The following is a 14,263-nucleotide window of genomic DNA, read 5'->3' as shown; positions in this document are numbered from 1 at the left end:
TCTCGGTCCGGTCAAGTGGGCAATGGCGCGTCGCGTTTAAGTTGGTCCATCACGATCTGGCTGTGCACCCGTGCCACTGCAGGATGCGGCAGTATCACCTGGTGAAGCAAGCGGTTGAGCGCGGAAAGATCGTCGCAATAGACGTGCAGCAGGTAATCTGCCTCTCCGGTCATCGTCCAGGCGCTGGTGATTTCGGGGCGGGTGTCGACCATGCGGGCAAAACTCGCGGATTGTTCCGGGCCATGTGTGCCCAAATGCACCTGAATGAACCCTTGGACCTGCAGGCCAAGTTTTAGGGGATCCAGCCGTGCCGCATATCCGGTGATATAGCCTTCGGCCTCAAGCCGCTGACGGCGGCGCCCGGCCTGGCTTGGTGACAGGTTCAGCATTTCACCCAATTGATGCGCGGTCAGATGTGCGTCCTTTTGCAGGGCAGACAACAGCCGCGTATCGGTGGAATCCAGCATATGCGGAGTTTCTCCAAATTTACCCGTGTTCACGCGTGATTTACGCATATGTTCATAGTTTACACGAAAACTATGCGCAGAAACAGCGCTTGGTAAGGCGTATTTTGGAATCAGCAAAGAAATTCCTGTTTTTTAGGAGACGCGCCATGGGTCCTTTCCCGCACAACGCCCCGAAATCTGTCATCAGCCCTGAAAATCCAGCCGGAACCGATGGGTTTGAATTTGTCGAATTCGCCCACCCCGAGCCACAGGAACTGCGCGATCTTTTCGCCAAAATGGGGTTCGAGTTGGTCGGACACCACACGGACAAGCCCCTGGTTGAGCTGTGGCAGCAAGGGGACGTGACCTACATCCTGAATGCCGACCCGGAGAGCTTTGCCGCTAAGTTCGTGGCCGAACACGGCCCCTGCGCCCCTGCCATGGGATGGCGTGTCGTGGACGCGCAGAAAGCCTATGAACACGCGGTGTCAAAAGGGGCCGAGCCCTATGACGCGGCGGACAAGACCATGGATGCCCCAGCGATCAAGGGTATTGGCGGTTCGCTGATCTATTTCATCGATCAGTATTATGAAACATCGCCTTACAATCAGGAATTCACCTGGGACAAACAGTCCAAACCGCGCGGCGATGGGTTCTATTACCTCGATCACCTGACGCACAACGTCTACAAGGGCAACATGGACAAGTGGTTCAAATTCTACGAGAGCCTGTTTAACTTCCGCGAAATCCGCTTTTTTGACATTCAGGGCAAATTCACTGGCCTGTTTAGCCGTGCGCTGACATCGCCCTGTGGTCGTATCCGTATTCCGATCAACGAAGACCGGGGCGAAACCGGGCAGATCGTATCATACCTCAAGAAGTATAAAGGTGAGGGTATTCAGCATATCGCGGTGGGTAGTGAAGATATTTACGCCTCGACCGATGCGATTGCGGAAAAGGGCCTGAAGTTCATGCCAGGGCCCAACCAGGCCTATTATGACATGTCCAAGGAACGTGTTGTGGATCATGATGAACCTCTGGACCGGATGATCAAGCACGGCATCCTGATTGACGGCGAGGGTGTGCTGGACGGTGGCGAGACCCGGATCTTGCTGCAAATCTTCTCGAAAACCGTGATCGGCCCGATCTTTTTCGAGTTCATTCAACGCAAAGGCGACGATGGGTTTGGTGAAGGGAACTTTAAGGCTCTGTTCGAATCCATCGAACGCGAACAGATCGAAAGCGGTGAAATTTCAGCTGCTTAACGGCATAAAGTAATTTACCAAAGGGCGGTCGGGGATATCCCTCGACCGCCTTTGTCTTTTGAACCGTCAGCTCCGCGGCATTTTCAGCGTCAGGTTTCTTCCGCGCTTTTGGTAGCGCAATTCGCTGTCGCCAATGGCGATAACATTGCCGCCGTCCAGCCTGTCTCCGACTTTCAGTTTTTTGTACCGACCACTGGGCAACCGGACGAGCGCGCGCCGATTGGCCGGGGTCCCGTAAACCCCAATCAGGTTCAGCTTGCGCAAGTTGAGCGCATTGTCGATGGTCGCCTGCCGCGCCACCGAGGCGGTCGACGGGACTTTCGGTGCCACGGCCTTTGGTTGGAAAGAACCAGCTTCGTCCGAGCTTTGATCGACCGCTGCAGTCGATCCAAGATTGGCGGTGCTTGTGTTTGTACTGGCCGGTCGGGCAAGTCCGGCTGGTCGTGTTTTGGGGCGCGGAACGCGAACGACTGCCAAAGCCGTCGGCGTTTCGTCGATTTGAGGGCTACTTTGCAGGGACTCGGGGCGCAGTTTCGGACGCAGAACCGCCAGTTCTTCGCGTGTGCGTCCGCCAAGTTGTTGGCGCTCGAAGCTTTCCAGCAAGTTGGCGGGACGTGGATTTGGTCGTTTCTGCGCTAAGCGGGCTGTAGGATCTTCCTCTATCGGCTCTTGCTCGAATCGAACCGGAACTGCCGGGGGAACCTTGGCGGGTCGGCCAAGGTAAACGACTACTCCGTCGGGGTTCAGGGTCCCTTCGGCTGAAGGCGTGACGAGGCCGCGTTCGTCCAGATCAAACTGGACTCCGGCCTGAGCGGGCAGGGCGTTTTGTTCAAACGGCAGGTCAGTTTCAAAGCTGCCGACGGGCGGAAGTGCCACCGCGTCCTGCGACAAATCAGTGCTGTCCAGGGATGCCAGATACAGGTCCTCTGGCGACTCCAGGACCGGATCGGGCAAAGGTTCGGGGGCGAAGATCTCGATGCCTGCTTGTGACGAGATTTCCGCTGGTGCAGGCTCTTGTCCCACCGGTTCGACCTGGGTCGGTGCCACGTTCAGCGCTTCGAGGATTGCAGCATCGGTCGCGCTGAGATCAGCGGCGGTTTCTTCGACAGGTTCGGTTTGCGGCTCTTCCTCTGGCGCGGTTGCGACCGCCTCGGGTTCGAATTCAAGCTCCGGATCGCCGTCAACCTCTTGTGTCTCGGCGATCTGCTCGTCAGATGCGAGGTTTGGCACAGTTTCTTCAATCGAAACCGCCTCGGCTACTGAGGATTCGGCGTCGTCAGATCCAGTCAACGACCACACGGTTAGGGCAATACCAGCAACAAGAGCCGCCGCCGCGGCTGGAACGGCGTAGCGGTTGATTGGGGGTGTGGCTTTCGTTTTGCCAGCAATATTCGCGTGGGGCGCTGAACGAAACTCCGTCGGGGTCTCAGTATCAGCGATCGCGTGAATGGTAGGGCCATCATCTTCTTGGGCAGGTTCTTCACCCTCAGCGGGTTCCACTGCTGCAGTCGCATCGGGCGCGGAAGGAACCTCCGTTTGGTCTTGGGTTTCAGCGATCGCCCGATCGGCAGCAGCTTCATTTTCTTTTGCAGATTCTTCTACCTCTACCGTGTCCACTGTGCCGGTCGTGTCGGGGGCTGAAGGAAACTCTGTCGGGGTCACGGAATCTGCAATCGTGTCTGCGATAGGTCCATCATCAGTTTTGACAGTATCCTCAACCTCGAACGGTTCCGCAGCAATGACCGTGTCTGGGGTATCGATCTCGAACCGAGGTTCAGACGGGTATTCCTGACCCTCGATCGGGGTTGAATACTGCACCGGAACAAACCCGTGCTCGGCGGCAAATGTCCGGGCCTCATCCAGGGTTTGTCTGGCGATAGCAGCAATATGGGTTGTCGGACCGACGGTTGCGGTGTCAAAGGCGAGCTCCTCCAGCGGATAGGGAGTTGCCTCGGTCAGTTCCGCCCGCACTTTTTCGGCGCTTTCCTTGGGGCTTAGGCCCTCTGTTGATACAGACAAAAACCGCACCTGATCCGCTGGTATCACCAGCTTGCAGTTCAGGTCGTTTTCAAGGGCAAAGCCCTGATCCCGCAATGCGATGATCTGCGTATTCAGGTCGGGCGCATCCAGAGCAACCTCGCCAATGCAGAACCAGTCACCATCCGAATGGTGGTGCAAGGATATTCCGGTCGAAGAAAAAGACAGCGCAAAGGCGGGTTTCATAATCCGGAAAAACCATAGTTGTCAGCATCTGTGCAAACGATCATTCGTCCGCAGAGTGACATTAAAGCAGGATCCCGCCGAGGGAAAGAAAAAGCCGGTCTTTCCCCTTGTTCGGCAGACCCTCGCCACCCCATGTTGGGGGAAAGAAAATTGGAGGGAAGACCTTGAATAAAATCGCTTTTCTAGCCGCAATTCTGACGATATCAGTTGCTGGCATGACCCATGCGGAAGAACGTCGCATCTCCGTTGACGCGGCGGGAACTGTGCAGGCCGCGCCTGATATGGCGACCATAACTCTGGGCGTAACTAACGAGGACGCGCAGGCCTCGAACGCGATGAAGGCCACTTCGGAATCGGTATCTCAGGTCCTGAGTCGGTTGCAGGAACTTGGGATCGAAACGCGTGATGTGCAGACCCGCGATGTGTCTTTGTCGCCGGTTTGGAACAACCGGAACAGCGCCAGCGGAGATCGACCCGAGATTTCCGGTTTTGTCGCCTCGAACCGAGTCGTTGTTCGTGTGCGTGACCTGTCGCAGCTTGGCACGATCATGGACGCAGTCATCCAGGACGGAGCCAATGATTTTGGTGGGTTGAGCTTTGGCGTGCAGGATCCAAAACCGCTGCAAGCGCAGGCGCGGGCCAACGCTGTGGCCGAAGCGACCGCCAAGGCCGAGCAGTTGGCACAGGCGGCTAACGTGACACTCGGACCAGTTCAAGAGATCAGCGAACAGGTCGGTGGCGCGCGCCCCGTGGCCATGATGCGGGAATTCAGCGCTGCGGATGCAGGTGGTGTACCGGTCGCAGGTGGCGAGGTGTCCGTTTCGGTCACCGTCACCATGGAATTCGAGATCTCTGAGTAACCTCAGACGCTTGCGCGGGCCTTCAAAGGTTGCCTTTGTTGGCCCGTCTGGTCAAAGTTGTCCGGCGATAGCCAATCCTCAAAGGCGCTGCGAATGCGGGGCCATTCGCTGTCGAGGATGGAATACCACGCCGTATCCCGGTTGCGACCTTTGTAATGGGTGGCCTGTCGGAAAATACCTTCAAAGGTAAAGCCCAAACGCTCGGCCGCGCGACAGGACGGCGCGTTCAGCGCGTCGCACTTCCATTCGTAACGGCGATAGCCCAACTCATCGAACACGCGCCGCATCATCAAGAACATAGTCTCGGTCGATTGCGGGCTACGCTGCAACAAGGGTGAGAAGTGGATGTGTCCCACCTCGATCGCACCCGCCGCCGGGTCAATCCGTAGAAATGAAGCCATACCCACCGGCGTCTCGTTGCTGTCCAGTACCGTGTGGAACATCGGATCGGAATCCATGCAGGTCTCACGGGTCCAATCCTCAAACTCACGCTCGCCGTCGAACGGCCCGTAGGGAAGATAGGTCCAGTTGTTGCCATCCGTGTCGTTGGCAAACGCCCGGAATAACCTGGGCGCATGCCTATTCACATCAAGCGGGACAACGGAACAATATCGGCCCTCCATCGGCGTGTAGGGTGGTGTCGGGCGAGGGAAATCGCCCGTTACCGGCAATCCGATGGGTTGGCCCAGATCATTGGTGTTGTGCCCGCTCATGGATCAGGCCGACGCTTTGGCCAGCGCCTGATCAAGATCGGCGATCAGGTCATCGGCGTCTTCGATACCAATGGACACGCGTACCACACCCGGACCTGCGCCCGCGGCCTCTTGCTGTTCTGGGGTCAGCTGCCGGTGCGTGGTCGAAGCCGAGTGAATGATCAGCGACCGTGCATCGCCCAGGTTGGCCACGTGGCTGAATATCTCAAGCGCGTTGACTAGTTTGATACAGGCGTCATAGCCGCCCTTGACCGCGAAGGTGAACAGCGCGCCTGCGCCCTTCTTGTAGTGCGCTTTGACCCTGTCACTGTAGGGCGAAGACGGCAGCCCGGCATAAGTGACGTATTCCACGCGGTCATCTGCCTCGAGCCATGCGGCGATCTTTTGTGCGTTTTCGACGTGACGCTCCATCCGCAGGGACAGGGTCTCGATCCCCATCAGCGTATAGTGTGCCGCCTGCGGGTTCATGGTCATGCCCAGATCGCGCAGGCCAATGGCAATCCCGTGGAAAGTGAAGGCCAGCGGGCCGAAGGTCTCATGGAATTTAAGCCCGTGATACGCCTGCTCCGGTTCGCTGAGCGAGGGGAACTTGTCATTCGCCGACCAATCGAACTTACCCGAATCAACGATGCACCCGCCAGTGACGGTGCCGTTGCCGGTCAGATACTTAGTGGTCGAATGCACAACCAGCGTCGCGCCGTGTTCGATCGGGCGGCACAGGTATGGCGTGGCCGAGGTGTTGTCGACGATCAGCGGAATACCCGCAGCGTCAGACACATCCGCCAGAGCGCGGATGTCGGTGACATAGCCGCCGGGGTTGGCAATGGATTCGCAGAACACCGCCCGGGTGTTTTCGTCGATTGCGTCTTTCACGGCGTCCAGATCATCGGTATCGACGAACTTGGCCGACCAGCCAAAGCGTTTAATGGTCTGGCTGAACTGCGTAACCGTACCGCCATACAGTCGGGTCGAGGCCACCACGTTACAGCCCGGTCCCATCAGTGGGAACAGCGCCATGATCTGCGCCGCGTGACCTGACGAGCAGCAAACCGCACCGACACTGCCTTCCAGCGTGGCAATGCGTTCCTGCAGAACGGCCACGGTTGGGTTGGTCAGGCGGGAATAGATGAAGCCAACCTCTTGAAGATTGAACAAGGCGGCCGCGTGATCCGCGTCGCGGAACACATAGGCTGTCGTCTGATAGATCGGTGTCTGACGCGCGCCAGTTGCGGGATCGGGCCGGGCGCCCGCGTGAATTTGAAGCGTATCAAAACCGTAGGTGGGGCCGTCAGACATCTTGGAAATCTCCTGTTGGAAAGTGCGTTGCTGAATCTCTAGGCGATTGGGCGCGCGCAGACAACATTCCTGTCAGCGCATCCAAAGACCATTCTTGCGTATCATGTTGCGAATAACCTGCTCGCGTTTGGGAAGGTTCTCGCGGTCAAACATGTCCCTGATTTTGTGACCCTTGCGCTGCAGCACCAGCTTCTTGATCGGGTCGTACCCCTTGAGGACCTTCTTGACCTGGTTTGGCGCAACCACGGTTTCCAGCACCTCGACAGCGTGATCGCTTTCACGAGCGTAGAGCAAGGGAAACAGGCGGTAATGACAGCTGACCGATCCGTCCAGAAGACCTGCGGGCAGGGCATCGCGACCGCCGCCGAACGAATGGATAACCAGCGGCAGTGCAGCCTGATCCAGCCAGGGGTCAAAATTCTGTCCAGCCATCTCGGGGATCTCGCCGTCGCGGATCGTGCGGGCATAGTCCAGAAAGCGCTTTCCGAAGGTGTGAGGGCAGGAATGAAAGAAATACCCGGCATTGAAGTACAGATAGCGCCGCCAGTAATCCACAGGTTGGCTGGTATCCAGTGAACTGTCGAAATCCAGTCCGAACCTTTGATAAAGCGCCTTCCAGATCCCATCCAGTCCAGGACCATACAAGGTTGGTTTGGGCCAGGTTCCTTCGACCCTTAGTGATGCGCCGGGGCGGTCAAAGTCGAAGGGGATGCTGGTCAGATCGCCGGTGATCAGTGTGTCACTGTCGAAAAACACAAAGGGCTCACCCTCGGGCATGGCCGGCAAAGCTTCGATCTTGTTGCCATAAGGGTAGCTGGCGCCAAATACACTGTTTTCGAACGGCAGGATCTCGGCATCCAACTGACGGAGTGCTTTCAGCAGATCCTCGTCCTGGATGGTAGGGTCCTGCGGCCAGCGTGGACCGGGTTGTGGAACAGCCACGAACAGTCGACCGGAAAAATCAGGGCTGCTGTGGCGTAGCGAGGCGGCAAACAAAAGGGCTTCGTATTGCAGACGGTTGTTTTGCCCGATGATAACGATGTTGAATTTCGGGGCGCTGGCCTGCATCGGTGACTTTCAGTACTTGTGGGTGCCGTGGTCCGGCGCTGCTCGGGTTTCTTGTCGGACGTACAGTATGCAGGCGCGCCCGTCAAAACCAGATGCGATGCGTGCAATTTGAAAAATGTCGGCGCAATCCCATGTTAGGGACACGTCCCCGTTCAGGAGTGCCCCCATGAGGATCAACGCAGATTTCACCAAACGTGTTGCAGTTCATTTCGACCAGAATGAATGGATCGCGTCGCCAGCTGCCGGTGTGGAACGCAAGATGCTGGATCGCATCGGCGAGGAGGTTGCCCGCGCAACGACAATCGTCCGTTTTGCTCCGGGCAGCGCGTTTTCGGCCCACACACATGACGGGGGCGAAGAATATCTGGTTCTAGACGGCGTTTTTCAGGACGAAACCGGTGATTTCCCGGTCGGCAGCTATGTGAGAAACCCTCCAACCTCGTCGCACACACCTTCGGCTAAAGAGGGGGCGACAATCCTGGTGAAGTTGCATCAGTTTGACCCGGATGATCGGACAGAGGTACGCCGTTCGATCAATGGTCTGGGGAACACTCAACTGTTCAAAGATGCGAATGAAGATGTCCGCGTGTTCAATCTTGCGGCGAGCGAGGCGTTGGATCTGGACGTGTCGCACGGAATGGAGCTGTTTGTGATCGAAGGTTCGCTGAGGGAATCTGACGAGGATTTCACGACCTGGGACTGGCTGAGATTGCCGCCGGGCGCGCGATCAACCGCCGTGGCTGGGCCTTCTGGGGCGCGCGTTTGGACCAAAACAGGGCATTTGGCCCAGATGGTCTGATATGTTCGCTGCAAGAAAAACAGGCAGAAACAAAGGAAAACCGGGTCGATTGGCCCGGTTTATTCATTTTTTGACCATTTGGCAAATTTTACCATTTGATAAAAAAATACTTTGTGGCAAGCTGAGGTCACAACGAACATATCTACAGGGAGTAGAGTGATGGCACAGGGCCAGATTGCCCCCGGCATTGTCTCCGGGCGGCTGTCCAGCGATGAGCTGACCTCGAATTTCACGGATTTGCATCCGCCACTGGCCCCCCATGAGGCCGCCGTGGCAGCGGATCGGTGCTATTTTTGTTACGACGCGCCATGCGTCACAGCCTGTCCGACAGACATCGACATTCCGCTGTTCATGCGCCAGATTCAGGCTGGTCAGCCCGAAGCGGCGGGTGAGACCATTTTGGCTCAGAACATTCTGGGCGGCATGTGCGCCCGCGTTTGCCCGACTGAAACGCTGTGCGAAGAAGTCTGCGTGCGCGAAACCGCCGAAGGTTCACCGGTCGAAATCGGTCGTCTTCAGCGCTACGCAACAGACAGCGTGATGGTTGGCGGAAGTCATCCGTTCCAACGGGCCGCACCCACCGGCAAAACAGTTGCCGTAATCGGGGCAGGACCTGCGGGTCTGGCCTGTGCGCACCGGCTGGCGATGTTTGGGCATGACGTGGTGATCCACGAAAGCCGCCCCAAACCGGGTGGGCTTAACGAATACGGGATCGCCGCGTACAAATCGACAAACGATTTTGCTCAGGCCGAAGTCGCCTGGCTGATGAAGATCGGCGGTATTTCTATCGAGACCGGGTCCGTATTGGGCGAGGGCGTCTCGCTGGACGGTCTGGTTGAGAATTACGATGCAGTTTTCCTGTCTATCGGCCTTGCCGGGGTGAACGCGCTGCGTGCGCAGGGTGCTGATCTGGACGGTGTACGTCACGCGGTCGATTTCATCTCCGACGTACGTCAGGCCTCGGACCTGTCGCATCTGCCGGTGGGTCGCAATGTCGTGGTAATCGGTGGTGGCATGACCGCTGTGGACGCAGCGGTGAAATCGAAACTGTTGGGTGCCGAACATGTCACCATCGCATACCGCCGTGGTCGTGATGCGATGGGTGCCAGCCGGTATGAGCAGGACCTCGCGTCCTCGCACGGCGTCAAGATCATGACCAACGTGCAGCCCGTGGCCGTACACGGAAACGGGGCAGCGGCCGAGGTCGAATTAGAGTATACGTCCAGTCACGACGGTCAGCTTTCTGGCACCGGAGAGATGATCCGCATACCCGCTGATCAGGTCCTCAAAGCGATCGGTCAAAACCTAGATGGCGCGCCAGAAGGGCTGAATCTGGATGGCAACAAGATCGCTGTGTCTGGCGCGGGGCGCACCTCGATGGGTGGTGTCTGGGCCGGGGGCGATTGCGCGGCGGGTGGCGAAGACCTGACCGTGACCGCCGTCGCCGAAGGCCGGGATGCGGCGATGGACATCCACGCAACGCTCGTTTCGTGATAGGATGGGGCATTCACCCCATCCCATTCGCTGCTGAGGTATCCTCATGTCCCAGATCGAACAAGCCGTTGCGCATAACTATACAACTGGTGCTCTTACGGAACGCATGCGTGAGGCGCTCAAAGCCAGTGGCATTGATCCAAATGCGGCCACGGTTGCCGACCTAAAGGCAGGTGATGAGTTCCATACGGGCGGTGTACTTGCGACCGACAACCTGTTTGCCCAGCTTTCGCCGACCCACGCGACCCGTGTGCTGGATGTCGGCTGCGGCATCGGTGGGACGTCGCGGTACATCGTGGATCGTTATGACTCGACAGTGACCGGGGTTGACCTGACGCCGGAGTTTGTCGAAACGGCCACTGCTTTGAGCCAGATTGTCGGTCATTCCGAAAAGACCAGTTTTCTGGTGGGTAGTGCACTGGAGATGCCCGTACCGGATGCGGGCTTCGATCTTGCCGTCATGATGCATGTCGGGATGAACATCGAAGACAAAGCAGGTCTGTTCGCGGAAGTCTCGCGAGCACTGGGCAGAGATGGAATCTTTGCCCTGTTTGACGTGATGGGAGGGGACGTGGAGGAATCGCTGGCCTTTCCTCTGCCGTGGTCAACCGTTGCCGGGACATCCTTTGTTGATGCGCCGGATGTTTACAAGAATGCCGCAGCCGCCGCAGGCCTTGAACTGGTAGCCGAAGCAGACCGGACCGAGTTCGCGCTTACATTTTTCGAAGAGGTGTTCGCGCGCATCGCCGAAAGCGGCCCGCCGCCCTTGGGCATCCACCTGATGATGGGCGAGACGGCGCCCGAAAAGTTTCAAAACTACGTCACGAACCTCAAGGCCGGGCGCATTCGTCCGACCGAAATGATATTCAAGAAAACCGGCTGAGCCGGGAAGGGAGAAGCCATGGCCGATCTAACAACAAACTTTCTGGGCATTTCCAGCCCCAATCCTTACTGGCTGGCCTCAGCACCGCCGACAGATAAGGAATACAACGTGCGCCGCGCTTTCGAGGCCGGGTGGGGCGGTGTCGTCTGGAAAACGCTGGGCTCCGAGGGGCCACCGGTCGTAAACGTGAACGGGCCGCGCTACGGCGCGATCTATGGCGCGGATCGCCGCCTGTTGGGTCTTAACAACATCGAACTCATCACCGACCGCCCGCTTGAGGTGAACCTTGAAGAAATGGCGCGGGTCAAGGCCGACTATCCGGACCGCGCGTTGATCGCCTCGATCATGGTGCCTTGTGAAGAAGAAGCCTGGAAGGCCATCCTGCCGCGAGTCGAAGAGACCGGTGCAGACGGGATCGAACTGAACTTTGGCTGCCCGCACGGGATGAGCGAACGCGGAATGGGCGCAGCCGTAGGACAGGTGCCGGAATATATCGAGATGGTCACCCGCTGGTGCAAGAAATACTATGACCGGCCCGTGATCGTGAAGCTGACGCCAAACATCACTGATGTTCGCAAGCCTGCTGAGGCAGCAAAAAACGGTGGTGCTGATGCAGTGTCACTGATCAACACGATCAATTCGATCACCAGCGTCGATTTGGACACGTTCAGCCCGGAACCGTCGATTGATGGCAAAGGCAGCCACGGTGGGTACTGTGGCCCGGCAGTGAAGCCAATTGCCCTGTCGATGGTATCAGAGATCGCGCGCGCCGAAGCCACCCATGGCCTGCCGATTTCCGGCATTGGGGGCGTGACCACTTGGCGCGATGCGGCAGAGTTCATTTCGCTGGGCTGTGGTAACGTTCAGGTGTGCACGGCTGCTATGACCTACGGCTTTAAGATCATCGACGAACTGACCGCAGGCCTGTCCAAGTGGATGGACGAAAAAGGGTACACAAACGTGTCCGAGGTTGTCGGTCGTGCGGTTCCAAACGTGACCGATTGGCAATACCTGAACCTGAACTACGTGGCCAAGGCCAAGATCGATCAGGACGAGTGCATCAAATGCGGTCGCTGCTATGCCGCGTGCGAAGACACCAGCCACCAGGCGATTTCCATGTCTGATGACCGGGTGTTCGAGGTCATGGATGACGAATGCGTCGCCTGTAATCTGTGCGTGGATGTTTGCCCGGTCGACGGCTGCATCTCAATGGTGCCTATAACGGCCGGAGAGGTCGATCCGCGGACCGGTCTGGAAGTTCAGCGCGATTATGCCAATTGGACGACCCATCCCAATAACCCGATGGCCAAAGCTGCCGAGTAACTCGGGTACTGAAAACATGAAGGGGCCCGAAAGCGCGGGCCTCTTACCAGATGCTGCCCCCATACGGGCGTTCAAAGTCGCGTGGCGACATCACGTTCTGCTAGATCAAGTAGGTCGACAGGCTTGGGACATAGCTTAGCAGGATCAAGACGGCGGCCACCGCAATCAGGAATGGCCAAAGTGATTTCAGAATTGCTCCGGGGGTCGTGCCGCTCATGGATGAGGCGATATAAAGGCCAATTCCGACGGGTGGCGTAAGCAGGCCAAGAACCAGGTTTAGGCACACGACAACGCCGAACTGATAGGGGCTGATATCGTAGGACCCAGTGGCAATCGGCAACAGAATGGGCGTGATCAGGATGATGGCGGCGATCCCGTCGATCACCATCCCCACCAAAAGCAGTGCAGCATTTATGATCAGTAAAAACATGAACGGATTAGATGTGATCGACGTGATCAGCCCCGCCAGCTGCTGTGGTATTTCTTCGTAAATGATGACCCACCCAAAAACGCTGGCCGCCGCAATCATAAACAGGATCATCGATGCGTTTGCGGCTGTTCGCTTGAACATCTCGCCCAGATGTTGCGGCTTTAGCTCTCCGTAAATGAGCCACCCGACCAGAAATGCGATCAGCGAAGCAATGGCTGCGGATTCTGTCGGCGTAGCGATGCCAAACAGAATGCCACCGATTATTGACACCGGGATGAGCATCGCGGGCAGGGCGGCGATCAGGGCCTGCAGAGCATCGCGGCGGGACATCCAGACGCCCTTCGGGAATTGCTGAAACCAACCGACAAGCGTGATCACCAAAGCAAAGGCCCCTGCCAGCAGCAGGCCGGGTATGATCCCGGCGATGAACATGTCGCCGATGGGAATCTGCGCCAGAACACCGAAGATAACAAACATCATCGACGGCGGGATGACCGGCGCCAACAGGCCCCCGGCGGCTGTGGTGGCAGCGGCGAAGCCCTTGCTGTAGCCTTCTTCCTCCATCGCGGGGACCATGGCGCGGGACATCACAGCGATCTGCGCGGTCGCCGAACCGATGATGGCGGCCATGAACATATTGGCCAGCAGATTGATATAGGCGAGCCCACCCCGAAACCCGCCCACGAAAACGCGCGCCAAGGCGACCAATCGACGGGTCATGCCACCTTCGTTCATCAATTCTCCGGTCAGCATGAAGAGCGGGATAGCCAGCAGGCCGTAGTTTTCCAACCCGCCGAACATCTTCTGGGCGAAACTGTCATAAAGAACCGTGTTCCCGCTTTCCCAGATGTACCAGATCGCGGTGATCGCCAGCACGATGGCGACAGGGACCGACAAAAGCAGGGTCGCCAGAAAGACAATAGGACTCATGCCGGCAACCCTCGTTCAGGTCGCGCGACAAGATGCATTGTTGAATGCAGCGTGGCCCCCAAGGCAAATAGCCACATCACTAACCAAAACAGGAATTTTGGCAGCCCGAGTGTCGAGGTCGGCTCAGCATAGATGAAGTTGAAGGTGTTGCCCTGAAAAGCTATTGCGTCGAACCCAGTGCGGGCGATGTCCAATGGCAGAAACCAGCGCCAGCAGACCCACAGCATCGCGATTGCAAAAATGAAGACAACGATATCGACTGTTTTTTGGATGATTGCCCGGACCTGAGGCGGAACCAGATCCACAAGGATTGTGATCGAGACCGAATTGCGGTGATGTAACGCCGCGGATGCGCCAAGGAATGTCATCCACACCATGGCATAGATTGCCAGTTCATCCACCCAGAACAAGGCGTTACCCGCAGTGCGTGTCACGACATTCAACAAGATCAATAGGGTGACGCAAACGGCCAGTGCTGCAGCACACCATAACTCAACCCACGCCCACGCTGCAGACAGCCGGTATAACATCGC

At 57.6% G+C, this 14,263-nt stretch carries 13 protein-coding genes; 6 read left to right on the top strand and 7 right to left on the bottom strand.

What is annotated here, in order from left to right:
- Positions 1-11: 11 nt before the first annotated feature.
- Positions 12-467 (bottom strand): Lrp/AsnC family transcriptional regulator, encoded by a 456-nt coding sequence (locus DHN12_RS03455; protein ID WP_058273865.1) that lies wholly within the window; start codon positions 465-467, stop codon positions 12-14.
- Between the two features lie 146 nt (positions 468-613).
- On the opposite strand from DHN12_RS03455, the gene hppD reads away from it, so the two are divergent.
- Positions 614-1,711: a 4-hydroxyphenylpyruvate dioxygenase gene (gene hppD, locus DHN12_RS03450; protein ID WP_108858874.1), complete on the top strand. Its 1,098-nt coding sequence runs from the start codon at positions 614-616 to the stop codon at positions 1,709-1,711.
- Positions 1,712-1,777: 66 nt separating this feature from the next.
- On the opposite strand, the gene DHN12_RS03445 is transcribed toward hppD, so the two are convergent.
- On the bottom strand, positions 1,778-3,934 hold the full coding sequence (locus tag DHN12_RS03445) for a hypothetical protein (RefSeq protein WP_108858873.1): 2,157 nt from the start codon (positions 3,932-3,934) through the stop codon (positions 1,778-1,780).
- Positions 3,935-4,098: 164 nt separating this feature from the next.
- Here DHN12_RS03445 and DHN12_RS03440 point away from each other — a divergent pair, with 164 nt between their 5' ends.
- Positions 4,099-4,794, top strand: coding sequence for an SIMPL domain-containing protein (locus tag DHN12_RS03440; RefSeq protein ID WP_159089954.1), 696 nt, complete (start codon positions 4,099-4,101; stop codon positions 4,792-4,794).
- A 2-nt stretch (positions 4,795-4,796) separates the two neighbouring features.
- On the opposite strand, the gene DHN12_RS03435 is transcribed toward DHN12_RS03440, so the two are convergent.
- The 3 genes from DHN12_RS03435 to DHN12_RS03425 form a co-directional block, all read right to left on the bottom strand.
- Positions 4,797-5,507, bottom strand: a complete 711-nt coding sequence (locus DHN12_RS03435; RefSeq protein WP_108858872.1) for a GNAT family N-acetyltransferase — start codon at positions 5,505-5,507, stop codon at positions 4,797-4,799.
- A 3-nt stretch (positions 5,508-5,510) separates the two neighbouring features.
- Positions 5,511-6,803: an O-acetylhomoserine aminocarboxypropyltransferase/cysteine synthase family protein gene (locus tag DHN12_RS03430; protein WP_108858871.1), complete on the bottom strand. Its 1,293-nt coding sequence runs from the start codon at positions 6,801-6,803 to the stop codon at positions 5,511-5,513.
- A 72-nt stretch (positions 6,804-6,875) separates the two neighbouring features.
- On the bottom strand, positions 6,876-7,871 hold the full coding sequence (locus DHN12_RS03425; protein WP_108858870.1) for a hypothetical protein: 996 nt from the start codon (positions 7,869-7,871) through the stop codon (positions 6,876-6,878).
- 166 nt (positions 7,872-8,037) lie between these two features.
- Here DHN12_RS03425 and DHN12_RS03420 point away from each other — a divergent pair, with 166 nt between their 5' ends.
- From DHN12_RS03420 to preA, 4 genes are all read left to right on the top strand, one after another.
- Positions 8,038-8,670: a cupin domain-containing protein gene (locus DHN12_RS03420; RefSeq protein WP_108858869.1), complete on the top strand. Its 633-nt coding sequence runs from the start codon at positions 8,038-8,040 to the stop codon at positions 8,668-8,670.
- Positions 8,671-8,829: 159 nt separating this feature from the next.
- The gene (locus DHN12_RS03415) at positions 8,830-10,164 is read left to right on the top strand and encodes an NAD(P)-dependent oxidoreductase (RefSeq protein ID WP_108858868.1); all 1,335 of its coding nucleotides are present in this window, start codon (positions 8,830-8,832) and stop codon (positions 10,162-10,164) included.
- A 46-nt stretch (positions 10,165-10,210) separates the two neighbouring features.
- Positions 10,211-11,047 (top strand): methyltransferase domain-containing protein, encoded by an 837-nt coding sequence (locus tag DHN12_RS03410; RefSeq protein ID WP_108858867.1) that lies wholly within the window; start codon positions 10,211-10,213, stop codon positions 11,045-11,047.
- Between the two features lie 18 nt (positions 11,048-11,065).
- Complete coding sequence (gene preA, locus DHN12_RS03405; protein ID WP_108858866.1) at positions 11,066-12,370, top strand: NAD-dependent dihydropyrimidine dehydrogenase subunit PreA; 1,305 nt, start codon at positions 11,066-11,068, stop codon at positions 12,368-12,370.
- Between the two features lie 100 nt (positions 12,371-12,470).
- Here preA and DHN12_RS03400 read toward each other — a convergent pair whose 3' ends face one another.
- The gene (locus DHN12_RS03400; protein ID WP_108858865.1) at positions 12,471-13,730 is read right to left on the bottom strand and encodes a TRAP transporter large permease; all 1,260 of its coding nucleotides are present in this window, start codon (positions 13,728-13,730) and stop codon (positions 12,471-12,473) included.
- Positions 13,727-14,260, bottom strand: coding sequence for a TRAP transporter small permease (locus tag DHN12_RS03395; RefSeq protein ID WP_108858864.1), 534 nt, complete (start codon positions 14,258-14,260; stop codon positions 13,727-13,729). Before DHN12_RS03395 ends, DHN12_RS03400 begins: the two co-directional genes overlap by 4 nt.
- Positions 14,261-14,263: the final 3 nt, after the last annotated feature.

Source organism: Ruegeria sp. Alg231-54 (genome assembly GCF_900143525.1).
In the GTDB taxonomy this organism is placed as follows: Bacteria; Pseudomonadota; Alphaproteobacteria; order Rhodobacterales; family Rhodobacteraceae; genus Ruegeria.
This window is presented reverse-complemented; position numbering and strand designations above follow the sequence as displayed.